The sequence below is a fragment of the Asticcacaulis sp. SL142 genome (assembly GCF_026625745.1).
Taxonomy (GTDB): Bacteria; Pseudomonadota; Alphaproteobacteria; order Caulobacterales; family Caulobacteraceae; genus Asticcacaulis.
This window is the reverse complement of record NZ_CP113061.1, coordinates 1,583,928-1,609,763: the sequence shown is the minus strand read 5'-3', so window position 1 is coordinate 1,609,763 and position 25,836 is coordinate 1,583,928. Positions and strand designations below refer to the sequence as shown.

The following is a 25,836-nucleotide window of genomic DNA, read 5'->3' as shown; positions in this document are numbered from 1 at the left end:
CTTTTATGGAATGGTCAGCGGTAGAGGATGAGCTTGAAAAATTGATTGCGGCTAACCGAGATTTTAGTGAGGCAACAATCAAAAATGCCAAAGACTTACTGGTTTATGTTTCGGAAAACTGCGTCATTGGTGATGGCGTAGATAGGGGGTATTGGCCAACTATAAATTTCCATTGGTTGAATGCCCGTCCTATGCCGGTTTCTGTAGAAGTATTCGATGATCACTATGAATTCTATATTTTCACCTCTGATTTGTTTGAAGTTTATGAATATGGCTGCAATCCGGGCGAAGCATTGCCAGATGAGTTTAAAATGCGCTTGAAGCGGATTGCGCTTTAAGAACTCCCCCCGTTGCAGGGGGAGCTTCTCTTTGATCATATGGATCAAAGAGAAGAGGGGGTAAAATGACCGATGACGTGCGCCGTGTAGCTAAGGCATTACGCGCTGAAATGTCCCTGCCTGAAATGTTGATGTGGGACGGCATGGCGCACGATATCGGCGACCGTCCTGAACGGGACATTCAGCGCGACAAATGGCTTAACAATAAAGGTCTTGAGGTTTACAGGGTCGCGGCAAGAGATGTATTGGCTGATCCCGAAGAGGCGGTTGAAGGGATTGTTATTGTAACCTTGAATCGCCTGAATTTGCTCGCGCCGTAAGGTTACCCCCTCTTTTATTTGATGAGAAATCATCAAATAAAAGCTCCCCCTGCAACAGGGGGAGTTCTTAAGAAGATGCTCAATGTCCGAATCCGAAACCCGCAAACAAAAATCCATCGCTTTCCTGAAATCCAAAGGCGTGCCGGTGCTGGCGACCCTGCCGGAGATCGAAGAAGCGGCGGACGTTAAAATCCGTTCCGGTGCAGACATTGTGCGGCGGGCCATGTGTCTTGCCACGGTGGCCAATGCGGCGATCAAGAATGATATCTCGGTCGCGCGGGCCTATGTCAAAAAGCACGATCTGGCCGAACATCTGTCGCCCGAAGAACAGGCGTTCCTAGAGGCCGATGAAATCTCTGAAAAAGCTGCGATCCAGTTTTCATGGCGCATCGAAGCCGCTATCCCGCTGATGTGGGCGATCGGGATTTATCCTCAGCTTTGGTTTCCGGATGATGAGGTCGATGTGTCCGATGTCATCGACTACTGGATCGGGTTTAACCACCCGGATATCACCCGCATCGGCCACCGCGATGTCCATGACATCCTCGACGAAGCCGACCTGATCTACCGCCTGCACTGGGCGGTGCGTCAGGCCAAAATCGACGGCACCGAACCGCCGGCTAAACTGCATCCCAGTGTGGTGCGCGAGCGCCATCAGGCACTCAATTGGCTGATTTGTTACGAAGATGACGACTGGGACGATGTCGGTACCGACACCTGATCAGTGCCTCCCGTTACGCTCTTCAAACAAAATCGCCTCATACATCTTGGCGTCGCGTAGCCAGCGCATATAGGCCGACAGAACCGCGAAAATCAGGCCGTAGGTCCCCGCCCGCCACAAGCCGCGGCCGGCGAATTGCTTCAAGAAATAGACCGGCAAACCAAACCACAGGCGCAGCTTAAGCGACGCTTTCGACTTGCGCTTGCCATCGCGGGCGCGGGCGGTCGAGCGGCCATTATATTTGGCCACCACATGCTCCACGTCCTTAAAGGCATAGTGCAGCAATATCCCTTTGAGCGTCGGTACGGGCTCACTCTTGGGGATGGGCAACTGATCCCAGATCTTATGCTCCGGCATCCGATATTTGCGGCGATCATAAAGCTTGCGCCGGAACGATGGGTTAAAATCCCACCACGGCTCACCGGCAGGCGGGGCATGGACCATCTTGATCTCATAGACGGATGCAGCCGGTTCACCATTCGCAAATAATGCCCGGATTTCGGTGGCCAGTTCCGGCGTGATGACTTCATCGCCGTCGATATCAAGCAGCCAGTCATGGCGGCAGGCCTCTTCGCCAATGCGCTTTTGGAAACCATTGCCGGGCCAGGGATTGTGGATGACTTTCGCGCCCGCCGCCTCAGCCAGCGCCACCGTACCGTCGTTTGATCCGGCATCGATGACAATGACCTCATCGGCCACGGTGCGGGCGGCGCGCACTACATTATCAATGTTACGCGCCTCATTATGGGTGCGGATATAGCAGGATAGCGGCAGAGTATCGGATGCGTCGGTCATGACGCATCCATATCAGCAAACCGCAGTTTTACAATTGGCCTTGTGACAGCCGCCTCAGACTTTGGTCAGCCAGCTTTTAAGGTTCAGTGACTCGACGTATCTGATCAGGCTGATCAGGGCGTCTCTGTCGGTGAGCGCCAGGTACGTAATGCCGCCGACCGCGACCACCTCGATCAGGATCAGCGCATACATCTTGATCAGGAAAGACAGCTTATTGGTCTTGTGTTCAAAACGATAGGTGCCGATCAACGCCGACGGCCAGCCGCCCAGAACGCATAGTCCCAGGAGCCTGGATTCAGATATGCGCCGTGCGCCGTGGACCGCGTATTTTTTGTCCACGCGCCACGCCACATAGGTCAGGTAATTTATCGCGCCCAGATAGGCGGCCAGATAAAGCCATATCTTCATACCGCGATTGTGGCGCAAAACCCTGAAAATCAGGTTCAGAATTAAGGTTAATCGCGGTTAAGCGGTAATCAATTCTTTTTCTTACCCCAGCCCAGACGGGCCTTGAGGCCGTCCGCCCAAGACGGCTTGTCCTCAGCGGGTACCGCTTCGGCGCTCAGGCTGGTCGGAACAGTCGCTGGCTCAGGTGCGGCGGAGGGCGGCTCATCGCCAAGAACCCGTGATTCACGAGCCTTGGGTTGATGCACATCAAGGGCCGTCCGCTCCGACGCGGGCTTGAGCGCTTCGGTCACAATCCGGGCCTCATCCTCGGTCTGCAGTTCCGAAAACAGCTTTGGCCTGCCGGAAATGTTAAGCGCCGCCGTCTCACACACGCCGGGCAGGGACCAGGTGACATAGGCCCCGACGGCCTTGTCGAGGTCCGCGCGGCGAGCCTCTTCCCAGCCGTCATAGCCGCTCTGGCGGGCCAGCTCTGCCCGTTCGCGGCCTTTTTCAGTCTTGCCGTCTTTGGACAACGTAAGGGCCGCCTCATAGGCCCGCAGGTAGGATTGGCCGATCGCCTGCATATCGGCGCTTAAGGGTTCAACCGCGCTGATGCGCTCGGCCATCATCATATGGCCCGACAGCGCGCCGTGGCACCACGCGACCTTGGCGAAGTCGTCGGCGGGGGCGTCCTCGATCTGCGGCGTGTGCAGCAGTTGCGCCTTGATCCCGCTGACATTGGTCGAAATTGGGCCGTCGGTTGACTGTGTGGCGTCCTGTGCCAGCAATGGAGAGGCTGATGCTGTAGCAATCATTAGGGCAAGGCAGGAGGATTTCAGCGCAAAGGACAACTTAAGAAACTCCGGTGATTATAAATGCGACACTATTACACAGGCGGGGTGTGCGAAAGCTATGATTTATTATGCGTGTAATTACGGCGAAAATATAAGCGCCCAATAAAATGACAGTCTTACAAAAACTTAAGTTCGCGCTTGCGGAAAAAGCCGCTATGATGGTGAGGATATGTCATTCTGGAAGAACCTCGCGCAGTTAGCCGTCCGGCAGTTTGATCCGGCCGAATGTCCTGACTGCCCAAAAGGCCCGCCGGGCCGTGATCCGGCCTTTGCGACGGCGGTAACGGCTTTGGGTGCAAAGCTGGCCAAGGCCGACGGTCTGGCCCACGACATCGAACAGCAGGCGTTTCTTGATGTTTTCAGCCCCGAAGCGCGCTCTGAGCGCGATGTGTTGCGGCTGTACGATCTGGCGCGTCAGACCTCGATCGGGTTTGAAGCCTATGCCCAGCGTCTGGCGCGGCGGTATGCCCGTCTGCCGCATATACTGGAAAACGTGCTTGAGGGGCTGTTTCATATTGCCCTCAGTGACGGCACCTTAAACCATGCCGAAGAGACCTATCTGGAAACCGTGGCGCGGTTGTTCGGCATTGAAACGCCCATCTATCGACGCATCAAATCGTCATATGTCGCCCTTAATGACAATGATCCCTATGTGATTTTAGGCCTCAATCCGGATGCCCATGACGGGGAAATCAGGGTGGCGCGAAACAAGCGCCTGTCAGAGTTTCATCCGGATAAGATCGCCGGACGCGGTCTGCCGCCCGAATATATTACGCTCTATAACCACAAATCCGCAGCCATCAATCAGGCCTATGCCCAGATCATGGGCGAGCGTGGCCTGAACTAATAATGGGGCTAAATTTGTCCGCATGCGGGACATGCGGCACAAAAATAGCGCACTTTTGTGAATATCACGGTAAAAATTCTGTAAAAACGAAGTTAAGGCCACCGTGCATAGTTGACGTTTGCCTCATTCATGCCAATCTGATGACTTAAGAGGTTTGTGAGTGTCCCAAATAGCGGCGGGGCATGTGTGTTTAGGCTTTGTTTTAGGGGTACACCGATGAACGGTTACACAAAAACATTCGAAGCTATTCATCGGGTTGGTGGCGTATTTGGTAATCGCTATCAGCCCTGGGGCCGCCTGCGCCGGAGAAACCTCATGTCAAGACTTACCCATATCGCGTTTATGACCCTGTTGGGCTTGGGGGCGCTCGGTGCGCTCGCCATTATGTTGGTATTTGCCTCCGCTCTGGCGGTGCTGGCCGTGATCGGTCTGGGGGCGGCGACACTGGTGGCCCTGTTTACCCGTAAGCCCCTGCGCGTTACGGTGCGCTGTAAGTCCGATCAGGCTGCCAACGGCGTCTTTGAGGCCAAGAAAGAGGGCAATACCTGGGTCGCTTATAAGTAACGTCCCGTCGAATTTGAGGATTTTGAAAACGGAAGGTTCTGCCTTCCGTTTTTTTGTGTTTAAACAGCGGCCATGATCGAATTACCGTCCCCCAATTTTAATGAGCGCGCATCCCCGCCCGACATGATCGTGCTGCACTACACCGGCATGGAAACGGCAGGCGCAGCGCTCGACCGGCTGTGCGACCCGCAGGCCAAGGTGTCGGCGCACTATGTGATCGACGAAGACGGCACGGTTTACCGCCTTGTGGCCGAAGCGCGCCGCGCCTGGCACGCCGGGGTGTCGTTCTGGAAAGGCGAGACCGATATCAACGGCGCCTCCATTGGCATTGAGATTGTCAATCCCGGCCATGAGTTCGGCTACCGCGACTTCCCGCCCGAACAGATCGAAGCGCTGGTGCTGCTGTTGGATGATATCCGCGACCGCTGGGACATTCCCGATCACCGTATCTTAGGCCATTCCGATGTCGCCCCTGAGCGCAAAGAAGACCCCGGTGAATTGTTCCCGTGGTCGTACCTTGCGCAACGCGGCCATGGCCTGTGGGTTGAGCCGGACTTGCCACCCCCCCGTGTTATGGGGCCTGCGCTCGATATCGGTGATGTCGGTCTTGGGGTATTTTCGCTGCAAAGCGCGCTGGGCAAGCTTGGCTATAACATCCTCGCGGGCGGTCCTTATGACGATCAGACCAAATCCATCGTTACGGCCTTTCAGCGCCATTGGCGGCCTGAAAATATTGATGGCCGTGCCGATGCGGAAACCCGCGTGCGCCTGATGGCGTTGCTGCGGCATGTAACATTACTGGAGTAGCTTATGACACCTGTGGCCACCAAGGGCTTTGATGCCATGTTGCTGATGATCGCTGGCCTGTGGGGGCTGGCAGGGGTTATGCTGCTGGCGGCGGGAGCCCATGCTGATCCGCGCCTGACGACGGCAGGATCGTTTTTGCTGTTTCATGCCGCAGCGGGTATGGGGCTGATGGGCGTGCCGTTTATGGGGCCGAAGCTGAAGCTTATCTCGGCGTTTCTGCTGCTGGCCGGAGCCGGATTGTTTGCTGGTGACATTGTCATGCGAGTGACGCGGGGCGCGGGCCTGTTGCCGATGATGGCACCGGTGGGCGGGACGCTGACCATGATCGGCTGGCTGGGCGTTGTGGTGGGCGCGTGGCTCAAGCTGTTTGAAAAACCGCAGAACCCTTGATTTCAGTCTGATTTACGCGCAAAGAAACGCGTATCAGATGGCCGGGCGGTCGCGGAACCTTTGCGGGTTTCGAGGAAAGTCCGGGCTCCACGGTAACAGGACGGCGGGTAACGCCCGCCAAGGGTGACCTTAGGGATAGTGCCACAGAAAGCAAACCGCCGTTACTCATAACGGTAAGGGTGAAAGGGTGCGGTAAGAGCGCACCGCGTTTATGGTAACATGAACGGCACGGTAAACCCCGTCCGGAGCAAAACCAAATAGGGACGGCGCGTAAGGCTTCGGCTTTACAGGGTGTTACTTCCCCAGCACGTCCGGGTCGGTTGCTTGAGCGGCTCAGCAATGAGCCGCCCAGAGGAATGATCGCCACGCGGCAACGCGTACAGAACCCGGCTTACAGGCCATCTGATATTTCGTTCACCCAAAAGTTTTGCCTGCGGCAAATACGTTTTGGGTGGAAGATATGGAAAAAACTTCTCGAAGCGGTTCTTCGAAATTTTTCGCTTTATCGAGCTTTACCTCCCCGGCGTGCCGGGGAGGGGGACCGCGCCAATTTATTGGCGGGGTGGTGGGGGCTTCTTAGTTGTTTAAAACTATTTGCCTTAATTGGTGAGCCTCTTGCCTCCCCCCTCCGTCATTTCGCTGCGCTCAATGCCACCTCCCCCGCCAAAGGCAGGGGAGTATAATCTGCACGCATTTCCCCCACATATTAACGTCGATTCAATCTGTTACGCTGAAAATAGCCTTGAGATACCATGTTCTTAATTTGTTCCAAGTTGTTGTTTTTGGGTCGAAATTCCCCAAAAGTGTCATTTGGAGTCATTGCATCCCAATTCATCCCATGTTAACCCTATATTAGTCGTCGGATGAGGTGCGCCGGGCGGGCTGGCGCGCACCGTAGGTTGTGAAAAGGGAGCGGGCAGATTTTAGCCTGAGTGCGAGGGGTGTTTCTCTCACATGTTGAGAAGCAGCTTGATGCCAAGCGGAGATTGCTGATCCCGCAGGACTTCCGCACGACCGCGAATTCAGGTTCCGCAGGCCCAAAAGCTGCCACCTCTGATGCCTTTGAGGGCGTCTATTGCTTTGCCTCCATCGAAGCCGATTGTCTTGAGGGTGGCGGCGCAGAATTTTTTGACCGTTATCGCCAGCTTATCGAAAGTTACGCCGTGGGATCGCCGGCCCGTCGGGCATTGGAACACAAGATTTATGGGGGGATGCACCGCTTAAGCTTTGATGCGGCGGGCCGCATTACCTTGCCGGATAGTCTGTGCGTGAAGTTTGGTCTGAGCGATAAGGCGTTGATCGTCGGCCTTTATGATCGTTTCCAGATCTGGGAGCCCACGGCTTACGCTGCCTATCAGGCTGAGCAGGATGCATTGGCTCGCGAAGTCCTGTCGCAGAGGGGGGCTTAAGATGTCCCAATCTGTGCATATGTCGGTGCTGCTCGATGAAGTTTTGGCGGCCCTGGGTGATATCAAGGACAAGCTGGTCGTCGATGGCACGTTTGGCGCGGGCGGTTATACACGCGCGTTCCTGGAGTGTGGCGCCCGGGTCATCGGCTTTGATCGCGATGCGCGCGTCAAGCCCTATGTCGACGCGGTTGTGGCGGATTTTCCGGGTAGCTTTCAGTGGGTCAACCGACCGTTCTCGGAAATGGCCGAAGGTCTGGCCGATCTGGACGTGACTGAGGTCGATGCGGTTGTGCTTGATATCGGTGTGTCGTCGATGCAGCTTGATGAGGCCGAGCGCGGGTTCTCCTTCATGCGCGACGGGCCGCTCGATATGCGCATGAGCGTTGATGGCCGCTCAGCCGCCGATATCGTCAACGAAGACACGGCCGAAGAGATCGCTCATGTCATCTGGCTCTATGGTGAGGAGCGCAAGTCGCGCGGCATTGCCGCGGCTATTGTGCGCCGCCGCGCCGAGCAAAAGTTTGAGCGCACGCTTGATCTGGCTGAGGTGGTCGAGCGGGCTCTGGGCGGGCGCAGAGGCGCGCCGGTTCATCCGGCAACACGCACCTTTCAGGGCTTGCGTATTGCGGTCAATGACGAACTGGGTGAGCTTGAGCGCGCGCTTGAGGTGTCTGAGGCGGTTGTGAAAACTGGCGGCGTTCTGGCGGTGGTGACCTTCCATTCGCTCGAAGACCGCATCGTCAAAAACTTCTTTGCCGAGCGCTGCGGCAAGCTGCCGTCCGGGTCGCGCTATGCCCCGGAAGTCAAGGCGGCCAATGATCCGACTTACGAGCTGGTCACCCATAAGGCGGTCGGGCCGTCCGAAGGGGAATTGGCGCGCAATCCGCGGTCGCGTTCGGCAAAGCTCAGGGCCGGACGGCGGACAGCGGCGGCCTCATGGTCTGAACAAACTGTTTCCGGTAAACCTTCGACGCATAAGGTGCGGTCATGAACGGCCTGTTGAATGTGTTTGAACAACGCGTGCGCGGAGTCCGGCTGGTGGAACTGGTCGGCATTGTGCTGTGTCTGGCGATGATGTTTGGCCTTGGCTGGATCAAGATGCGCGAAGACGCCGACGTAAAACGTCTTGAGGCCCTCAAGCGCGATATCGTGGCTGAGGCCGAGCAGGTGCAGACCCTGCGGGCGGCGGTCGCTCAGCTTGAGCAGCCGAAACGGATCGAAGCGCTGGCCTCGGTCTATCTGGGCATGAAGCCGGTCGATTCGCGCCACGAAGCCAATCTTGATTCATTGGTGGAAATCTCACGCGGGCAGGGGGCTGGTGTGCGCGGTGTTGAACGGCCAGCCTCGCCTGTGCCGCCCATGCCGGAAGCGCCGTCGGCGGTGCCGCCGGTAGCGCCCACGACGGATGCGGCAACCACAGAACCGCTGGTGATCGAACATACGGTGGAGGGAACGCGATGAAATATTCTATTCCGTTTGTCCCGTCGTCTGGTGGCTTTCAGTGGGTGGCCGACAGCGTCTGGAAGGTCGAGCACGCTTTTGAGCGCGCTCATGTCGAAGGGCAGACCCAGGAAAATACCGCCCAGCGCATCTTTTTCATTCTGGCGCTGATCGCCTGCATGTTTGCGGTGCTGATGATTTTTGCGGTTAAGGCCGCGCTGTTTAGCGGCGTCGATGGGGTCTCCGGTGCGCCGGTGTCGCCGGGGGCGCGCTCAGAACTGGTCGACCGCAACGGCGCACTTCTGGCGGCGGACGGCGAAAACTTCATTCTCTATGTCGATCCGACCGATATGATGGCGTCGGATCGTCCGCTGGTGAAGCGGGCGCTGATTCAGCTTTTGCCGGATGTGTCGCTGGAAACGATCGATAAGGCCCTGCGCGGCGATGGCCGGGCCCGTGTTACCGGCTGGCTGAAACCTTCGGATCGGGCGCGTATCCTGAACTATGGCCTGCCGGGTCTGATCTTCGAGCCGGTGCGGGTGCGCACCTATCCGCTGGGTATCACGGGTGCCAGCTATATCGGGGCGACGGAACGCGGCGGTAAGGGCGTGGCCGGGGCCGAACGCGCGCTCAATGACGACATTGATCTGAGCATCGCCGCGCACGGCGGGGTGCCGGTTGAACTGGCTATGGACCTGCGGGTGCAAGGCGCGCTGGAGAACGAACTACGCGCCGCCGCCGTTGATCAGCAGGCGCAGGCCGCGATCGGCATCGTCACCAATGTGCGCACCGGTGAGATCTTGGGCATGGCAAGCTGGCCGGAGTATGATCCCAACCGCGCCGGCAGTTTTTCCGAAAACGAAAAGAAGAACCGTGCGGCGGCGGCGGTCTATGAAATGGGGTCGATCTTTAAGGTGATTTCGGTGGCCATCGGCTTAGAGACCGGCACAGCCTCGATCAATTCAGTCTTTGACGCCCGCGCGCCGTTTAAGATCGGCAGCCGTAAGATTTCCGACTATCACGCTGAGAATCGCGTCATGACGCTGGAGGATGTGTTTATCCATTCCTCCAACATCGGGGTGTCGCAACTGGCCGAAAGTGTCGGCATCGACACCATGACCAAGTTCTATGATAATCTGGGCCTGTTCCGGGCGGCGGATACCGAACTTTATGAATCGGCCCGTCCGATCATTGCCAAAAAATGGACAGCCAGCACTCTGGCGTCGACCTCATTTGGCCATGCCATGTCGATTTCACCTCTGGCCTATGCTCAGGCGTTTGGGGCGGTGGCCAATGGCGGCTATCTGCGGCCGCTGACGGTGCGCAAACATCAGCCGGGGCAGGTGCTGGACGGGGCGCGCGTCTTTTCAGCCAATACCTCACGCCAGATGCTGGATTTGATGCGAATCAACGGCATCCGTGGCACGGGCACGCGCGCCAATGCGCCGGGTCTGCGGGTCGGCGGCAAGACCGGCTCGGCGGAACGCGTCGTGGATGGCCGTTACCTGCGCTCCAGCCTGTTCTCCAGCTATGTGGCCGTGTTCCCAACCGATGGTGCGATCGAGGACGACCGCTATATGGTGCTGATCATGGTCGATGACCCCAAGGGCTCAAAAGCCTCATCGGGCCTGCGCACCGGCGGATTTGTGGCGGCACCTGTTGCGGGCCGTGTCATTGACCGCATAGCACCGTTTGTCGGCGTGGCGCGCAAGGAAGACAAGTTTACTCAGGCGGAGTGGGACAAGGCTCCGGTCGTGGCTGAGACCCAAAGCGGGGCCCAATCCGTTCCGGCCACCCTGGCCATGCCCGTATCGGGAGGTCAGTGATGAGTGTGGCCAAAGCCGGAATGAAGCTGTCCGACATCCTGCGCCGCGATCTGGATCACGATCCGGTCGTGACCGGCATCACCGCCGATAGCCGTAAGGTCGGCGAAGGCGTGCTGTTCTGCGCGCTGCCCGGTACCAAGGTCGATGGCCGCGAGTTTATCCCCCAAGCCTTAGCGGCGGGGGCGGCGGCGATTTTGACGCCTGATGATGGCGCAAAGTCGCACCTGAAAACCGTCGTCGATAATATCGATAGCCTGATAAAGGTGGCCGATGTGCGCCGTGCCTATGCGCTGGCGGCCAAGACGTTTTATGGCGCTCAGCCCAAGACCTGCGTGGCGATCACTGGCACCAATGGCAAGACATCGGTGGCGACATTCTGCCGGCAGATGTTCGCTCACATGGGCCGCACATCGGCCAGCATGGGGACCCTCGGGGTCGTGAAACAAGATGGGATTGTGGAAACCGCGATTACCGCACCGGGGCTTACGACGCCGGACGCCGCCGATGTGGCGCGCTATATGGCCGAGCTCGCTGCCGATGGCGTGACCCATATGGCGCTTGAGGCGTCATCCCACGGTATTGATCAGCGCAGGCTTGACGGCGTTACGCTTACGGCAGCGGGTTTCACCAACCTGACGCAGGATCACCTCGATTACCACGCCACCATGGACAGCTATCGTCAGGCCAAGCTGCGTTTGTTTGAGCAACTGCTACCCCGTGGGCGGCAAGCTGTGCTCAATGCTGATTCCGAGGCCTATAATGCCTTTGCGGCGACGGCGATCCTGTCGGGGGCCAATGTCATGAGCGTCGGCGAACGTGGGCAACACCTGACCCTGATCCAGCGTGATCTGATTGCCGATGGCCAGATTCTGCATCTGGATCATCAGGGCAAGCGCTATGAGGTCAAGCTGCCTCTGGCCGGTCTGTTTCAGGCGTCTAATGCCCTTGTGGCGGCGGGTTTATGTCTGGCCGCCGGTGAGGCGATCGACGATGTGCTGGCGTCTCTGACCAAACTCACCGGGGCGCGTGGCCGTCTTGAGCGGGTCGGCACGAAATCGAACGGCGCGGAAGTCTATGTCGATTATGCCCATACGCCGGACGGGCTGGAAACGGTGTTGAGGGCCCTGCGGCCGCATACCAAAGGCCGGTTACTGTGTGTGTTTGGGTGCGGCGGTGATCGCGACAAGACCAAACGGCCGATCATGGGCGGCATTGCTCAGCGCCTGTCAGATGTAAGCTTTGTCACGGATGACAACCCCCGCTCCGAAGAGGCTGAGGTCATTCGGGCTGAAGTGATAGCGGGCATGACCGGCACCGGGGCCTATAAAGATATCGGGGATCGCCGTGCGGCTATTTTTGCGGCTGTTAATGACCTTCAGGCCGGTGATGTGCTGGTGGTCGCCGGAAAAGGTCACGAGCAGGGCCAGATTATCAAAGGGGACATCTTGCCTTTCGATGACGCCGGTGTAGTGCTTGAGGCGCTAAATACATAAAATATTTGAGAGAGCATGACCGAAATTTTGTGGACGGCAAAGGAATGGGCGCAGGCCGTGGGCGGACGTCTGGTCGATGCGACGGGCGCGCCGCTCGGTGGTGCCGACGCCATCGCGCTCCATGCCTCCAACGTCAATTTCGACAGCCGCGCCATTGAGATCGGCGATATATTTCTGGCCCTCAAAGGGGCGCGCGATGGCCACGAATTTGTGGCCTCTGCCTACAAAGCCGGAGCGGCCTTTTGCGTCACGGAACGCGCTACCCCCGGCGCGGTCTGCTGCGTGGTGGACGATGTGCAGACGGCGTTAGAGGTCGCTGCCGTCTATGCCCGTGACCGGACGATTGGTTGCAAACGCGGGGCGGTGACCGGCAGTGTCGGTAAGACCTCGGTCACCCAGATGGTCATGGCGACGTTGAAGCGCGCAGGCCGCGCCCATTCGGCCATCAAGAGCTTCAACAACCACATTGGTGTGCCGCTGACGTTGGTGAGAATGCCGCGTGAGACTGAGCGGGCGGTGTTTGAGATCGGCATGAACCACGCTGATGAAATCACACCGCTGTCGAAATTCGTGGCCCCCGATGCGGTCATCATCACCACGGTCGGCGCGGTTCATACCGAAAATTTCCCTGACGGTGAACTTGGGATCGTCAAGGCCAAGGCCGAGATTTTTGACGGGTTGCAACCTAGCGGTCTGGCTATCCTCAATGCCGACAATAGATGGTTTGATGAACTTAAGGCGCGGGCCGAATCTATCGGCACTAAGGTAGCGTCATTCGGCGAAAGCGTCGGGGCCGATGCCCTGCTGACCGGCTATGATGTCATAAGTGATCCTGACGGCGACTATGCCCGCATTCAGGCCGAAATTCACGGCCAGAGCTATGACTTCAAACTCTATACGACCGGAAAGCATCAGGCGGTCAACGCCATGTCGGTGCTGCTGATGGCGCAGGCATTGGGCGTTGATCTCAAGGTCGCCATTGCCGCATTAGAAGATTTCCGCCCTCTGGCCGGACGCGGCAGCGTGCGTCACGTCACGGTGGACGGCAAGTCCATCACGGTCATCGACGAAAGCTATAATGCCAACCCGATCTCGATGACCGCGACCATCGAATCGCTGGGTGCGCGGGTAGTTGAACCTGATCAGCGTAAAATCGTCGTCCTGACCGACATGCTGGAGCTTGGCCCGGATGAGGCCGCCCTCCATGCCGGGCTTTTGAGCGTGATTGAGGCGCAAGCCATTGATAAGGTTTACTGCGCAGGGCCGCTGATGGCGAACCTGTGGCAGATAGTACCGCCCGCCCTTAAAGGTGGTTATGCGTCCACGGCTCAGGAATTGATCGCGCCCCTAAAAGCAGACTTGCGCTCAGGGGATGTGGTCATGATAAAGGGCTCTAACGGCTCAAAAGCGGGGCTGATTGCCGCGTCTCTCGTATAATTCTGGTTTAAGGTTTCAGACGGTTCATGTTTTACTGGCTTTACGAACAATATGCGGGGATGGCGAACCATATTCCGCTGCTGAACCTGCTGAAATATCTGACGGTGCGCATTGCACTGGCGCTGGCGACCTCATGGATCGTGGCGGTGGCGCTGGGGTCGCGCTTCATCCGCTGGATGCGCTCAAAGCAGGGTAAGGGCCAGCCGATCCGTGAAGACGGCCCCGCGGGGCACCTGCTGACCAAAAAAGGCACGCCGACCATGGGCGGGCTGATGATTCTGGCCGGTATTTTAGTGGCGACCCTGCTGTGGGCTGACCTTAGTAATCCGGCAGTCTGGGTGGTGCTGGGGGTGACGCTGGCCTTCGGCGGCTTGGGCTTTATCGACGACTATGCCAAGGTCACCAAGCAGTCTTCGGCGGGTTTGTCGTCGATTCAAAAGCTGATTGCGCAAACTGTGGTGGCTGTCATTGCCGTGTGGGTTTTGGTTGCGTTCGGGCCGCAGTCCCCGACCTCACCGGAATTGCATACCTCTCTGGCCGTGCCGGTGTTCAAGAATTTCCTGCTCAATCTGGGCTGGTTTTACGTCGTGTTTGGGGCTGTGGTCATTATCGGCGCGTCCAATGCGGTGAACCTGACCGATGGGCTGGACGGCCTGGCTATCGTGCCGGTGATCTTTGCCGCAGGCGCCTTTGCGCTGATTTCCTACCTCGTCGGGAACTATGTGTTTGCCGGTTATCTTAACGTCCATTTCGTGCCGCGCGTCGGCGATGTGGCGGTGATCTGCGCGGCCATTATCGGCGGTGGCATGGGCTTTTTGTGGTATAACGCCCCGCCCGCCAAGATCTTCATGGGCGACACCGGATCACTCGCTTTGGGCGGCGGCTTGGGCGCGGTGGCGGTGACCACCAAGCATGAGATTGTGCTGGCTATTGTCGGTGGCCTGTTTGTGATGGAAGCCCTGTCGGTTATGATTCAGGTCGGCTATTTCAAGCTGACAGGTAAGCGCGTGTTCCTGATGGCGCCGATCCACCACCACTTTGAAAAGCTGGGCTGGGCGGAATCGACGGTCGTTATCCGTTTTTGGATCATTGCGGCACTTTTGGCCATGATCGGCCTTGCCACGTTGAAACTGCGATAGGAGCGGGTTCGTGATTCCTGTCAAAGGTTTTGAAGGCAAACGCGTTGCCATTTTCGGTCTGGGGCGCTCAGGCCTAACTGCCGCGCGCGCACTAAAGGCCGGTGGGGCGGAGCCGTTGCTGTGGGACGATAAGCCCCAGAATATGCTGGCGGCTACCAAAGAAGGCTTCACGATTGAGAACCTGAAATCTGCCGACTGGTCAGAGATTGATGCGCTGCTGCTGTCCCCCGGTGTGCCGCTCACCCACCCTGAGCCGCACTGGTCGGTGGTGGCGGCAAATGCGGCAAACGTGCCGGTGCTGGGTGATATCGAACTGTTTGCCCGAACCCTCAATGCCTTGCCGGAGCGTAAGCGCCCGAAAACCATTGCGATTACCGGTACTAATGGCAAATCGACGACCACGGCCCTGATCGGTCATATCCTCAAATCTGCGGGTAAAAACGTCCATGTCGGCGGCAATATCGGCATCGGTGTGCTCGATCTGCCCGCTATGGAACCGGGCAGCATCTATGTGATCGAGACATCCAGCTATCAGCTTGATCTGACCCATAGCTTCAAGCCCGACGTGTCGGTGCTGATGAATTTTTCGCCGGATCATCTCGATCGCCACGGCGACATGGATGGCTACATCAAGGCTAAACTCCGCATTTTCGCAAATCAGGGGCCGGATGAGACCGCCGTGATCGGCGCCGACGATCAGTGGACGCAAAGCGTGCTGACCGAGATGAATTCTCATCCGTCGGTCAAGCTGATCCCGATTTCCGCCCGCCGAACCTTGGGGCGCGGGGTCTATGCCCTAAACGGTATGATCTATGACGCCACAACCGACCGCGCCAAGGCGGTGTTCGACCTGAAAACGGCCCGGTCGCTGACCGGGCGTCACAACTGGCAAAACGCCTGCGCGGCCTATAGTGCCTGTAAAGCTCTGGGGTTGTCGGCCGAGGTCATTGCGGCCGGGCTGAAATCGTTTCCGGGCCTGGATCACCGGATGCAGGAGGTCGGCCGCATCGGTAAGGTGCGTTTCGTCAACGATTCCAAAGCCACCAATGCCGATGCGGCCCGTCAGGCCATGTCGAGCTATGATCAGTTTTACTGGATCGCCGGTGGCCGCGCCAAGGCCGGCGGGATCGAGAGCCTGTCTGACCTGTTCCCGCGCGTGAAGGCGGCTTATCTGATCGGGGAAGCGGCGGAACTGTTTGAAAAAACGATCGGGTCAGCCACGCCTTGCGTTCAGTCGCGTCACCTGTTTACGGCGGTGGCTCAGGCCTATGCCGAGGCCGAAAAGACCGGAAAACCGGAGGTCGTGCTTTTGTCGCCGGCGTGTGCGTCCTTCGATCAGTTTCCGGATTTCGAGGCACGCGGCGATGCTTTCAAAGAGGCCGTGGCCGAGATATCGAAGTCGATTATTACGGGGGCGGCGTCCTAGCCATAAGAACTCCCCCTCTTGGAGGGGGAGTTCCTTTAAGAAAAATTTCAGCACAGTTAACATCCGTTAACCCTCATCCTCTACACCTGATGGCTTATGCATAATCCGTCATTTTCAGGTGAGATCATGGCCACCGGTTTCGCTCAGGCTTTTTCCCGCACCGACCGCCGCCCGATGGCCATGTGGTGGTGGACGGTTGATCGCGCCACCATGGTGATGGTGGCATCGCTGATTATTGTCGGGCTGTTGTTCTCGTTCTCGTCATCGCCGGTGGCAGCGGCCAAGATCGGCGCCCATTCGCCGATCTATTTCACCCAGCGCCATATCCTGTTTGCGGTAGTAGCCATATCTGTGATGATCGTGATTTCCATGTTATCGCTGAAAGGCGTTAAGCGCGTCAGTGCGGCGATCTACAGCGTCTCGATCCTGATCATGATCCTGCTACCCTTTATCGGCCATACCTCTAAGGGCGGCCAGCGCTGGCTGAACTTAGGCTTTTTTAAGCTGCAACCGTCTGAGTTCCTTAAGCCCGCCTTGATAATCCTGATTGCCTGGATGTTTGCCGAAGGTCAAAAGGGCAAGGGCGTTCCGGGGGTGACCATCGCCTTTTGCCTTTATGTGCTGGCGGTGGCGTTGCTGCTCATTCAGCCGGATGTGGGGCAATCCCTGCTGATTACCATTGCGTTCGGAGCCTGTTTCTTTATCTCAGGCGTTCCGGTACGCTGGATCGTCGGGCTGTGCGCCAGTGTCATGGCGGCCTTGGTGGGCCTGTTTTTTGTGCAGCCGCACTTTCGTAACCGTATCATGGGCTTCATCAACCCGGACGGCGACAAATATCAGGTCAATGCGGGCCTGTCGGCCATTTCCAATGGCGGTTTGTTGGGGCAGGGCATCAACGAAGGCACTCAAAAGCGCTTCATCCCCGACCTGCATACCGATTTTATCTATTCAGTGATTGGTGAAGAGGCCGGACTGTTCTGGTCGCTGGCTATTATTTTGGTCTTTGGGATTATCGTTATTCGCGGCCTGATAAAGTCCATGTCAATGAGCGATCCGTTCCGGCAAATCGCCACATCAGGTCTCTACATCATGCTGGGGACGCAGGTATTCATTAATATCAGCGTCAATTTGGGCGTGATTCCTCCCAAGGGCATGACCTTGCCGTTTATTTCTTATGGCGGATCGTCCTTGCTGGCCATGGGGTTGACTATGGGCTTTATTCTGGCCCTGACGCGTAAGCGGTCGGGAGAATTACCGGTCAATGACGACAAAGACCCGACCAAGTGGTAGGTCGGTGAGGGCATATGTCCTTGTAAAGTTAAGAAAGTAGTGACTGTGGCCGATCAAAAACAAAAAGATTCCAAGCTCGCCGTCGTGGCAGCGGGCGGCACCGGCGGCCATATGTTTCCGGCCGAGGCCTTGGCGCGCGAATTGATTGATCGCGGCTGGCGGATTGTTTTGGCGTCCGATACGCGCGGGGCGGCCTATGCCGAGCATTTTCCGGCTGTTGAGCGTCTCTCGCTGGAGGCTTCGACCTTTAAACGCGGCGATATCATCGGCATGATCCGCGCAGGGATCAAGATCGCCACCGGCGTGCTTCAGGCCTGCAAAGCCTTTGGGCGGCTAAAACCTGATGCCGTTATTGGCTTTGGCGGCTATCCGTCCTATCCGGCGCTGATCGCCGCTATTACTCGCTCGGATACGACGATTATTCATGAGCAAAATTCGGTACTGGGACGCTCAAACCGTGAACTGGTGACCCGCGTCGATGCGGTCGCCTGCGCTTTTCCGACCTTGAAGATGGCCCCTGAGGCCCTGACGGGTAAGGTTGAGGTGGTCGGCAATCCGGTACGGCCTGACATTCGCGCCCTTTTTGACAAACCCTATCCGGACAGTTTCAAGCCAATCCGCATTCTGGTCACCGGTGGCTCGCAAGGCGCGAAAATACTGTCCGAAACCGTGCCGCAGGCGTTAGCCCTGCTGCCGGCATCTTTACGCATTCTCTTGAGTGTCGAGCAGCAAACCCGCGCCGAACAGGTCGATCAGGCCAAGGCCATCTATGCCGAAGCGGGTATCGAAGCCGACATCGCGCCGTTTTTCACCAACATGGCGCAGCGGCTGGAGCGCGCCCATCTGGTCATCGGACGCGCCGGAGCCTCGACCTGCTGTGAGTTGGCTGTGGCCGGAAAACCGTCCGTACTGATCCCGCTCAAGATCGCGGCTGATAATCATCAGTTTTTCAATGCCGAAGTGCTGAAAGAGGCGGGAGGGGCGATTGTCATCAATGAAGACGACGCCGATGCCGAAACCCTGGCTGAGGCGATCAAGACCCTGATTGACCAGCCGGTGCGCCTCAAAGGCATGGCGGTGTGCGCACGATCCGTCGCGCGCGCCGACGCTGCCAAGCGGTTAGCCGATTTGGTCGAACGCACCGTGACGAAAAAGGCCTGATTTCATTAGCGCGTCTTTATGCGTTGCGTGATAGTTTTATCGTGCAAGATTAGGGGATTCTATGTTCAAACATGACAGCGACGGCGTGACCGCCGGTTTCATTCAGCGCGTGCTGTTCATTTTGTTGATCGTGGCCTTAAGCGCATTGGCGCTCAAGCTGGTCAGCATCTGGCTACTGATTTTTGGCGCTATCATCGTCGCGGTCATTTTGCGGGCGGTATCCGAGCCGCTCATCCGTTATCTTAAGGTGCCGGAACCTGTATCCATTTTGCTGGCGCTGGTGATTTTGATCGCGGGGCTGACAGGGGCCTTTTATTTCTTTGGCTGGCAGATATCGCGCCAGATCGAGGATCTGTGGCAGCAGATGCCGGCGGCCTGGGACCGACTTGAGGTTCAGATTAATGGCACGCCGACGGGCACCTTTGTCCATGAACAGATCGATAGTCTGGGGCAAAAAGCTGGTCAGTTGATCTCTATGGCACCGAAAATTGCGGGTGAGGTGTTCGCAACCTTGGCCAATCTGGTGGTGGCGATCGTCGGCGGTATATTTCTGGCCATGCGGCCCGGCAGTTACCGTGATGGCATAGTGCTGCTGTTTCCGAAATCGCAACGCGCCCTGACCAAGGAATGCCTGAACGACAGCGGTAAATCCCTTCAGATGTGGTTGCTGGCTCAGGCGTTTTCGATGGTGCTGGTGGGGTCGCTGACCGCCATTGGTTTGTCGATTGTCGGCGTTGAGTCGGCGCTGGCGCTGGGGCTTATTTCTGGCCTTGCGCAGTTCGTGCCGATTGTAGGGCCTATCGTCTCCGCCGGACCGGGGCTGTTGCTGGCGGGGTCTGAGGGGCTGCCGACGTTTCTGTGGGCGCTGCTGATCTATGTCGGGGTGTCGCAATTGGAAAGCAATGTGATTACGCCCATGGTGCAAAAACATGTGGCTTCGATTCCGACCGTTGTGACCCTGTTTGCGGTCATTGCGTTTGGCACGCTGCTGGGGCCAATGGGTATATTGTTTGCCACGCCGCTGACGGTGGTGATCTATACGCTAGTGCTTAAGCTCTATGTGGGGAAGGTGCTGGATGATCCGCTGAGCGCCTCCCGCGCGGATCCGGACATCAAAGACGGTAAAATGCCGGGGATTTTCGGGTTTTTAAAGGGCCTGAGAAAGTAGATTAAAGCTGATAAAGCGGATCTTGCGCCTGACTCAAAATGCGAAAAATAATGATGCCATTGTCATCTAAACGATAATAGATGCTGTGCCGTTCATGGAAAAGGCAGCGCGCACCGTGTTTGATTGTGGATATGTCCCTACCTATAAAAGGGTTGGCACCGATTAGTTCAAAACCGGTTATGAGGGCTTGGGAGTAGCTATCGGCTGCCGCTCACCATAGGTTTCGAGTGAGTATTGATAGATACTGGTGAAATCGATATCCGTGTCATCCGCTAATTTATATGCGGCCATCGGCTCTGAGCTTTTCTTTGACATCAGCCATAATTTGTTGCGGGGTGCGCGGGCTTATACCGCTGGCTTCGGCATGATCGAGCATCTCACGTAATTTTTCATGAGCGTCCCGGCGATCCTGATCCCGCCGGACCAGATCACGGAAATATTCGGACGTGTTGTTATATTCACCGGCCTTGACGCGCGCCTGAACATAGTCGTTCATGCCGTCGGTCATGGAAATTGAAATCTTGGCCATATCTAAAACTCCCAACTCTTTGCGCCTTACCATAGCATATATTCCGAACTGTTCCTACCTGTTCCGATCATTGGGGTGGCCAAAAATCCCAAGTGACACCTCATGCGCTATGGTTTAAACGCAAACCCCACCTTCAATTCATAATAGTGATGTTAAGCCTTACATGACCGCTTCAAAGCTCCGCCCGACCCCGTTTGACCTTGGCCCCGTCCACTTCGTCGGCATCGGCGGCATCGGCATGAGCGGCATCGCTGAGATCATGCTGAAAATCGGCTACGCCGTGCAGGGCTCGGACGCCAAGGCCTCTGCCAATACCGAGCGCCTCGAAAAGCTGGGCGCGAAAATCTTCATCGGCCACGCGCCGGAGCATGTCACGGACGGTGTCTGCGCGCTGGTCTATTCAACCGCCGTTAAGGCCGATAACCCTGAGATGGTGGAAGCCCGCAAACGCCGTATCCCGCAGGTGCGCCGCGCCGAAATGCTGGCTGAATTGATGCGCTTGCAGTTCTCGATCGCGGTCGGCGGCACCCACGGCAAGACCACCACAACGTCAATGGTCGCCACGCTTCTGGATGCCGGCGGGCTTGATCCCACGGTCGTCAATGGCGGCATCATCAACGCCTATGGCACCAATGCCAAGGTCGGGGACGGCGACTGGATCGTGGTCGAAGCCGATGAATCGGACGGCTCCTTCCTGCGCCTGAAATCGACCCTGGCCATCGTCACCAATATCGACGCCGAACACCTCGACCACTGGGGCGATTTCGAAGCGGTCAAAAAAGGCTTTGTCGATTTCGTGGAGAACATCCCGTTCTATGGCTTTGCGGCCGTGTGCATCGACCATCCCGAAGTGCAGGCCCTGGCGGCCAAGGTTGATAACCGCCGCCTGATCCCTTACGGCGAAAGCCCGCAGGCCGAAGTGCGCTGCGCCAATATTGAATTCAGCGCTGACGGGGCGTGCTTTGATGTGGTGTTCACCCCGCGCGAGGCTGAGCCCTTCACTTGGGAAAAGCTGAAACTGCCGATGACCGGCAACCACAATGTCTCCAACGCCACGGCGGCCATCGCTGTGGCTCGTGAGTTGGGCGTGAGTGAGGCCGATGTGCGTAAGGGCCTGAGTGGGTTCGGCGGGGTCAAGCGCCGCTTTACAACGACCGGCGTGACCAAAGACGGCATCCGCGTCATTGATGACTACGGCCACCATCCGGTCGAGGTCGCCGCCGTGCTCAAAGCCGCCCGTCAGGTGACCACAAATCGCGTTATCGCCGTCGTGCAGCCCCACCGCTATACCCGCCTGCGCGACCTGATGGCCGAGTTTTCAAGCTGCTTCCATGATGCCGATACGGTGATTGTGGCTGATGTCTATAGCGCCGGTGAAGCGCCGATTGAGGGCGTGTCCAAGGACGCGCTGGTCGATGGACTGCACCGCTTTGGTCACCGTAATGCTATTGCGCTGGAAAGCCCTGCCGCCTTGCCCGACCTGATCCGGGCGGAAGCTAAACCGGGCGATCTGGTCGTACTGCTGGGCGCCGGTGATATCACGCAATGGGCCTATGCCCTGCCGGGGCAACTGGATGCGCTAAAGTGACGAAGGCCTCGATTGAACGCTTTTATATAGAAATGCGGACTTTAGCGGCTCAGATTAATATACCTGAGACGTTCATCCCAAAATGTGAAAGAAATGGCGGTCATGGTTGGTACGTCGACATGTCGAAAGATGGAACTGAGTATGTTCTATCCGCTTCCGAAAAAGGCGTTCCGTACGATGTATTCCGGTCGATAGATGTTGCTGAGTTTATGGAAGTTGTGTTCGTCGATATGACCGAGCGACTTGCTCATCACGAGGTGCTTGATCGTTATCCGCCGATGAGTGCATGGCGGTCACTTTGGAGCATGTTTGAGCGCCCAAAAAATTCAATCAAGCAGCGACGTGAAATTCAGATACTGCAAGAATCTCTATTGGCTAGGCTCGATCCTGCGTGGAGTGAGCGATGTGCCATCAAGAATGCTATGGGTTTAAGGCGTGAAATTGACTTTTATTTCGGGATCCAATGACTATTAAAATTGACCTCCCCGCCGTTCGCGGACGGATCATGACCCATGCCGACATGGCGCCATTCACTTGGTTTCGGGTTGGCGGGCCCGCGGATGTGATTTTTCTGCCGGCCGACGAAGCTGATCTGGAAGCCTTCCTTAAGGCGCTTGATCCCGCTGTGCCGGTCATGACGGTCGGAGTTGGTTCCAACCTTTTGGTGCGTGACGGCGGGGTGGACGGCGTGGTCATTCGGTTGGGTAAGGGCTTTGCCGACATCCGTCCGATGGACCATAACCGCATCTATGCCGGAGCGGCAGCACTCGATAAACAGGTCGCCAAGGTGGCCGCCCAAAACGGCATCGGTGATCTGGAATTCTACACCGGTGTGCCGGGGACGATCGGCGGGGCGATTGTTATGAATGCGGGCTGTTATGGCTCGGAAACCAAGGACGTGCTGGTCGAAGCTTACGGCCTAACGCGGGCCGGTGAGCGGGTGATCTTGTCGAACACAGACATGGGCTATACTTACCGGCATTCCATACCGGAAAACCTGATCTATACGGGTGCGCTTTATCAGGGTACGCCCGATGATCCGGTGGCGGTCATGGATCGCATGGACGAAATCACCGCCCGGCGCGAAACGACCCAGCCCATCCGCGAAAAGACCGGAGGGTCTACGTTTAAAAACCCGGAAGGCCATTCGGCGTGGAAGCTGGTCGATGAGGCGGGCTGGCGCGGGAAGCTGTTCGGCGGTGCCAAGTTCTCAGAACTGCATTCCAACTTTTTGATCAATACGGGTGAAGCCACCGCCGCTGACCTCGAAGGTCTGGGCGACACTGTCCGCGCCGAGGTCAAAGACAAGTTCGGTGTTGATCTTAACTGGGAAATCAAGCGGGTCGGCAGAAAGTGATTTACCCCCTCTTGATGCCAATATAGCTATTGTCATCAAGCTCCCCCTCCAAGAGGGGGAGTTCTAGTCTTAAGAACCTCCCCTCTTGGAGGGGAGGGGAATCATCAAGCGTCAGCGCAGATGGTGGTGGGGTAAACATGACGCTCAGTGATTTAAACGACCAATCCGGCCCCCTGATCATGGGGGTGGTCAATGTAACACCCGACAGCTTTTCCGACGGCGGGCGGTTTTTTCTGCATGCGTCGGCTATAGAACAGGCTCAAGCCCTGATCGAAGCGGGGGCCGATGTGCTCGATATCGGCGGCGAGTCCACCCGTCCGGGGGCCATTCCGGTCAGTGTGGCTGATGAAATTGCCCGTGTTGTGCCGGTGATCGAGGGGCTGAGTAGGGACTGTGACGTGCCCATTAGCATCGACACCTTTAAACCCGAAGTCGCCCACGCCGCTGTGGCCGCTGGGGCCACCATCTGGAACGATATCCGTGCCCTGGAAGGCGAGGGCAGTCTTAAGACCGCTGCGGAATTAAACTGCGATGTCATCCTGATGCATATGAAGGGCGACCCCCAAACCATGCAGTCTGAGCCGCGCTACGATGATGTGGTGGCGGAAGTCGAAGCCTATCTTTTGGCCCGCGCCGAAGCGGCGATGGCCGCAGGGGTTAAGCGCGAACGTATCTGGCTCGATCCCGGCATCGGCTTTGGCAAGACGCTCGATCATAACCTGAGTTTGATCCGCGCGACAGGCCGGTTGGCCGCGCATGGCTTTCCGCTGCTGATGGCCGCGTCGCGTAAGCGCTTTATCGCCGCCCTCGAAGAACGCGAAGGGGCGGGTCCCTCAACGGCCGATGAGCGCACTGGCGGCACCATCGCCGTGCATTTGAAAGCCCTGGAAATGGGTGCGAAAATGGTTCGCGTGCATGACGTTCAGGCGATGAAACAAGCACTTCGTCTATGGAAAGCCTGTCTTTAGGCGATCTACGTCGTTGTTGTCGCTTGGCTGTATATTCAATACAGCCGTCGCTAAACGCCTAGTATCTCATCCAAAAGACAGGCTTTCTGAGGATGTGAAGAAATAGCCTTGCGTCCTTATTTGGGGGCTTTTATAGCCTTGTGATAACTCAATATTTGAACAGGTGACCCATGCCCAAGCTTATCCTTCTGCGCCACGGCCAAAGCCAGTGGAATCTGGAAAACCGCTTTACCGGCTGGGTTGATGTCAACCTGACCGCTGAGGGTGAGGCTCAGGCCACGCGCGGCGGTGAACTGATCAAAGAGCAGGGCATCGATATTGATCTGGCCTTCACCTCGGTGCTGACGCGCGCCATTCGTACCTGCAATCTGGCGCTCGATGCGGCGGGTCAGAGCTATGTGCCGGTGATCAAGGACTGGCGGCTGAATGAGCGTCACTACGGCGGTCTGACCGGGCTTGATAAGGCCGAAACGGCCGCCCTGCACGGCGAAGATCGGGTCAAGATCTGGCGCCGGTCGTATGATGTGCCGCCGCCGGAACTTGAAGCCGGTAGCGACTATGATTTCGCCGGTGACCGCCGTTATGCGGGCTCAGTATTGCCGCTGACCGAAAGCCTGAAAACCACGCTCGACCGCGTGTTGCCGTTCTGGGAAGCCACGATCGTGCCGGAACTGAAAAACGGTGAGACCGTCCTTGTGGCCGCGCACGGCAATTCGATCCGCGCCATTATCAAGCTGTTGTTCGATCTGGGTGATGCGGCCATTCTTGAGGTCGAAGTGCCGACCGGTAATCCGCTGGTGATCGAACTGGATGACAATCTGCGGCCAATGTCGGCGCACTATCTGGATGTCGACCGCGCCAATCCTCTGCCGGTCTTAGGCGCGTTGTCAGCGTAAGTGATGGGCGAGGACTACATGCGCCGGGCGATGGCGCTGGCGCGGCCGGGGACGACCTGGCCCAATCCGGCGGTCGGCTGCGTCATCGTCAGGGACGGTGCCGTCATCGGCGAAGGCTTCACCGGCCTCGGCGGGCGGCCCCATGCCGAAGAGATGGCGCTGGAACAGGCGGGCGCTGAGGCCACGGGCGCTACCGCCTATGTGACGCTGGAACCGTGCGGACAAAGATCGGCGGGTGGCGTGTCGTGTTCTGAAAAACTGGTCGCGGCGGGCGTCGCTAAGGTCATCTTTGCCTGCCCCGATCCGTCGCCCTTTGCCTCCCACACTGGTGTACGCCGGCTGCAAAATGCTGGCGTTGAGGTCGAGGCCGGACTGTTGAACGAAGACGCCTATCCGCTGATTGCCGGTTTCGTGCATTTTCTGGAAACCGGCCGTCCGCGTATCGCGGAAAGCCTTGACGGCATTGGCTTTGACGGCGAGTACGAACCTGACCCGTGCATTTCCTACGAAGAAGGTCTGGCGGCGCTGGGGCTAAAAGGCTACCGCAACCTTTATGTGCGCCCCGGTACTGAGGTGGCAAAGGCGCTGCATGAGCTTGGCTATTTGTCCGAAGACAGCGCTTTTAAAGCCTAAGTTAAGACTTGTTACCTATGCTTAACGCCTGAAACTTTTAGGAAAGTTGGCGT

At 57.5% G+C, this 25,836-nt stretch carries 28 protein-coding genes, 1 other RNA gene and 1 pseudogene; 25 read left to right on the top strand and 5 right to left on the bottom strand.

Annotated features, from left to right (window positions below; all coding sequences use genetic code 11):
- The first annotated feature begins 5 nt into the window (after nucleotides 1–5).
- The 3 genes from OVA03_RS07390 (at nucleotide 6) to OVA03_RS07380 (ending at nucleotide 1,379) form a co-directional block, all read left to right on the top strand.
- The gene (locus OVA03_RS07390) at nucleotides 6–338 is read left to right on the top strand and encodes a hypothetical protein (RefSeq protein WP_267527485.1); all 333 of its coding nucleotides are present in this window, start codon (nucleotides 6–8) and stop codon (nucleotides 336–338) included.
- A gap of 65 nt (nucleotides 339–403) precedes the next feature.
- Nucleotides 404–658 carry a DUF559 domain-containing protein gene (locus OVA03_RS07385; RefSeq protein ID WP_267527484.1) on the top strand — a complete coding sequence of 85 codons (255 nt, stop codon included), beginning with the start codon at nucleotides 404–406 and terminating at the stop codon, nucleotides 656–658.
- 82 nt (nucleotides 659–740) lie between these two features.
- Nucleotides 741–1,379 carry a DUF4272 domain-containing protein gene (locus OVA03_RS07380; RefSeq protein WP_267527483.1) on the top strand — a complete coding sequence of 213 codons (639 nt, stop codon included), beginning with the start codon at nucleotides 741–743 and terminating at the stop codon, nucleotides 1,377–1,379.
- On the opposite strand, the gene OVA03_RS07375 is transcribed toward OVA03_RS07380, so the two are convergent.
- The 3 genes from OVA03_RS07375 to OVA03_RS07365 form a co-directional block, all read right to left on the bottom strand.
- Nucleotides 1,380–2,174, bottom strand: coding sequence for a glycosyltransferase family 2 protein (locus tag OVA03_RS07375; RefSeq protein ID WP_267527482.1), 795 nt, complete (start codon nucleotides 2,172–2,174; stop codon nucleotides 1,380–1,382). It abuts the gene before it with no gap.
- 54 nt (nucleotides 2,175–2,228) lie between these two features.
- The gene (locus OVA03_RS07370) at nucleotides 2,229–2,582 is read right to left on the bottom strand and encodes a DUF1294 domain-containing protein (protein WP_267527481.1); all 354 of its coding nucleotides are present in this window, start codon (nucleotides 2,580–2,582) and stop codon (nucleotides 2,229–2,231) included.
- A 68-nt stretch (nucleotides 2,583–2,650) separates the two neighbouring features.
- Nucleotides 2,651–3,412: a hypothetical protein gene (locus tag OVA03_RS07365; protein WP_267527480.1), complete on the bottom strand. Its 762-nt coding sequence runs from the start codon at nucleotides 3,410–3,412 to the stop codon at nucleotides 2,651–2,653.
- A 172-nt stretch (nucleotides 3,413–3,584) separates the two neighbouring features.
- Between OVA03_RS07365 and OVA03_RS07360 the strand changes: the two genes are divergently transcribed.
- The 16 genes from OVA03_RS07360 (at nucleotide 3,585) to OVA03_RS07285 (ending at nucleotide 19,812) form a co-directional block, all read left to right on the top strand.
- Entirely contained in the window at nucleotides 3,585–4,262 is a 678-nt protein-coding gene (locus OVA03_RS07360; RefSeq protein ID WP_267527479.1) for a TerB family tellurite resistance protein, read from the top strand.
- A gap of 315 nt (nucleotides 4,263–4,577) precedes the next feature.
- On the top strand, nucleotides 4,578–4,826 hold the full coding sequence (locus OVA03_RS07355) for a hypothetical protein (protein WP_267527478.1): 249 nt from the start codon (nucleotides 4,578–4,580) through the stop codon (nucleotides 4,824–4,826).
- A gap of 72 nt (nucleotides 4,827–4,898) precedes the next feature.
- Nucleotides 4,899–5,633 carry an N-acetylmuramoyl-L-alanine amidase gene (locus OVA03_RS07350; RefSeq protein ID WP_267527477.1) on the top strand — a complete coding sequence of 245 codons (735 nt, stop codon included), beginning with the start codon at nucleotides 4,899–4,901 and terminating at the stop codon, nucleotides 5,631–5,633.
- Nucleotides 5,634–5,636: 3 nt separating this feature from the next.
- Nucleotides 5,637–6,023, top strand: a complete 387-nt coding sequence (locus tag OVA03_RS07345; protein ID WP_267527476.1) for a DUF423 domain-containing protein — start codon at nucleotides 5,637–5,639, stop codon at nucleotides 6,021–6,023.
- Nucleotides 6,024–6,056: 33 nt separating this feature from the next.
- Nucleotides 6,057–6,433, top strand: an RNA gene (gene rnpB / locus OVA03_RS07340) — RNase P RNA component class A.
- A 531-nt stretch (nucleotides 6,434–6,964) separates the two neighbouring features.
- A complete protein-coding gene (locus tag OVA03_RS07335; RefSeq protein ID WP_267527475.1) occupies nucleotides 6,965–7,432 on the top strand; it encodes a division/cell wall cluster transcriptional repressor MraZ in 468 nt (155 codons plus the stop codon).
- A 1-nt stretch (nucleotide 7,433) separates the two neighbouring features.
- Nucleotides 7,434–8,423: a 16S rRNA (cytosine(1402)-N(4))-methyltransferase RsmH gene (gene rsmH, locus OVA03_RS07330; RefSeq protein ID WP_267527474.1), complete on the top strand. Its 990-nt coding sequence runs from the start codon at nucleotides 7,434–7,436 to the stop codon at nucleotides 8,421–8,423.
- A complete protein-coding gene (gene ftsL, locus OVA03_RS07325; RefSeq protein ID WP_267527473.1) occupies nucleotides 8,420–8,893 on the top strand; it encodes a cell division protein FtsL in 474 nt (157 codons plus the stop codon). Before rsmH ends, ftsL begins: the two co-directional genes overlap by 4 nt.
- Nucleotides 8,890–10,698, top strand: coding sequence for a peptidoglycan D,D-transpeptidase FtsI family protein (locus tag OVA03_RS07320; protein ID WP_267527472.1), 1,809 nt, complete (start codon nucleotides 8,890–8,892; stop codon nucleotides 10,696–10,698). Before ftsL ends, OVA03_RS07320 begins: the two co-directional genes overlap by 4 nt.
- Nucleotides 10,698–12,191, top strand: a complete 1,494-nt coding sequence (locus OVA03_RS07315; RefSeq protein ID WP_267527471.1) for a UDP-N-acetylmuramoyl-L-alanyl-D-glutamate--2,6-diaminopimelate ligase — start codon at nucleotides 10,698–10,700, stop codon at nucleotides 12,189–12,191. Before OVA03_RS07320 ends, OVA03_RS07315 begins: the two co-directional genes overlap by 1 nt.
- Nucleotides 12,192–12,206: 15 nt before the next feature.
- The gene (locus OVA03_RS07310) at nucleotides 12,207–13,628 is read left to right on the top strand and encodes a UDP-N-acetylmuramoyl-tripeptide--D-alanyl-D-alanine ligase (RefSeq protein WP_267527470.1); all 1,422 of its coding nucleotides are present in this window, start codon (nucleotides 12,207–12,209) and stop codon (nucleotides 13,626–13,628) included.
- 26 nt (nucleotides 13,629–13,654) lie between these two features.
- A complete protein-coding gene (gene mraY / locus OVA03_RS07305; protein WP_267527469.1) occupies nucleotides 13,655–14,767 on the top strand; it encodes a phospho-N-acetylmuramoyl-pentapeptide-transferase in 1,113 nt (370 codons plus the stop codon).
- A 10-nt stretch (nucleotides 14,768–14,777) separates the two neighbouring features.
- Nucleotides 14,778–16,193, top strand: coding sequence for a UDP-N-acetylmuramoyl-L-alanine--D-glutamate ligase (murD, locus tag OVA03_RS07300; RefSeq protein WP_267527468.1), 1,416 nt, complete (start codon nucleotides 14,778–14,780; stop codon nucleotides 16,191–16,193).
- Between the two features lie 126 nt (nucleotides 16,194–16,319).
- Nucleotides 16,320–17,483 (top strand): FtsW/RodA/SpoVE family cell cycle protein, encoded by a 1,164-nt coding sequence (locus OVA03_RS07295; protein ID WP_267527467.1) that lies wholly within the window; start codon nucleotides 16,320–16,322, stop codon nucleotides 17,481–17,483.
- 45 nt (nucleotides 17,484–17,528) lie between these two features.
- Nucleotides 17,529–18,644 (top strand): undecaprenyldiphospho-muramoylpentapeptide beta-N-acetylglucosaminyltransferase, encoded by a 1,116-nt coding sequence (gene murG, locus OVA03_RS07290; RefSeq protein WP_267527466.1) that lies wholly within the window; start codon nucleotides 17,529–17,531, stop codon nucleotides 18,642–18,644.
- 61 nt (nucleotides 18,645–18,705) lie between these two features.
- A complete protein-coding gene (locus OVA03_RS07285; RefSeq protein WP_267527465.1) occupies nucleotides 18,706–19,812 on the top strand; it encodes an AI-2E family transporter in 1,107 nt (368 codons plus the stop codon).
- Between the two features lies 1 nt (nucleotide 19,813).
- Here the strand turns inward: OVA03_RS07285 and OVA03_RS17040 are convergent.
- Nucleotides 19,814–20,008: pseudogene (locus tag OVA03_RS17040) on the bottom strand (type II toxin-antitoxin system RelE/ParE family toxin); the annotation flags it as partial.
- An 81-nt stretch (nucleotides 20,009–20,089) separates the two neighbouring features.
- The gene (locus OVA03_RS07280) at nucleotides 20,090–20,341 is read right to left on the bottom strand and encodes a type II toxin-antitoxin system ParD family antitoxin (protein WP_267527464.1); all 252 of its coding nucleotides are present in this window, start codon (nucleotides 20,339–20,341) and stop codon (nucleotides 20,090–20,092) included.
- A 163-nt stretch (nucleotides 20,342–20,504) separates the two neighbouring features.
- Here OVA03_RS07280 and murC point away from each other — a divergent pair, with 163 nt between their 5' ends.
- The 6 genes from murC (at nucleotide 20,505) to OVA03_RS07250 (ending at nucleotide 25,783) form a co-directional block, all read left to right on the top strand.
- Nucleotides 20,505–21,929, top strand: a complete 1,425-nt coding sequence (gene murC / locus OVA03_RS07275) for a UDP-N-acetylmuramate--L-alanine ligase (RefSeq protein WP_267527463.1) — start codon at nucleotides 20,505–20,507, stop codon at nucleotides 21,927–21,929.
- The gene (locus OVA03_RS07270; protein WP_267527462.1) at nucleotides 21,926–22,396 is read left to right on the top strand and encodes a hypothetical protein; all 471 of its coding nucleotides are present in this window, start codon (nucleotides 21,926–21,928) and stop codon (nucleotides 22,394–22,396) included. Before murC ends, OVA03_RS07270 begins: the two co-directional genes overlap by 4 nt.
- On the top strand, nucleotides 22,393–23,286 hold the full coding sequence (gene murB / locus OVA03_RS07265) for a UDP-N-acetylmuramate dehydrogenase (protein ID WP_267527461.1): 894 nt from the start codon (nucleotides 22,393–22,395) through the stop codon (nucleotides 23,284–23,286). The genes OVA03_RS07270 and murB overlap by 4 nt, the downstream gene beginning before the upstream one ends.
- Nucleotides 23,287–23,423: 137 nt before the next feature.
- Nucleotides 23,424–24,254, top strand: a complete 831-nt coding sequence (folP, locus tag OVA03_RS07260; protein ID WP_267527460.1) for a dihydropteroate synthase — start codon at nucleotides 23,424–23,426, stop codon at nucleotides 24,252–24,254.
- Nucleotides 24,255–24,424: 170 nt separating this feature from the next.
- Entirely contained in the window at nucleotides 24,425–25,150 is a 726-nt protein-coding gene (gene gpmA / locus OVA03_RS07255) for a 2,3-diphosphoglycerate-dependent phosphoglycerate mutase (RefSeq protein WP_267527459.1), read from the top strand.
- 3 nt (nucleotides 25,151–25,153) lie between these two features.
- Entirely contained in the window at nucleotides 25,154–25,783 is a 630-nt protein-coding gene (locus OVA03_RS07250; protein WP_267527458.1) for a bifunctional diaminohydroxyphosphoribosylaminopyrimidine deaminase/5-amino-6-(5-phosphoribosylamino)uracil reductase RibD, read from the top strand.
- Nucleotides 25,784–25,836 lie beyond the last annotated feature (53 nt).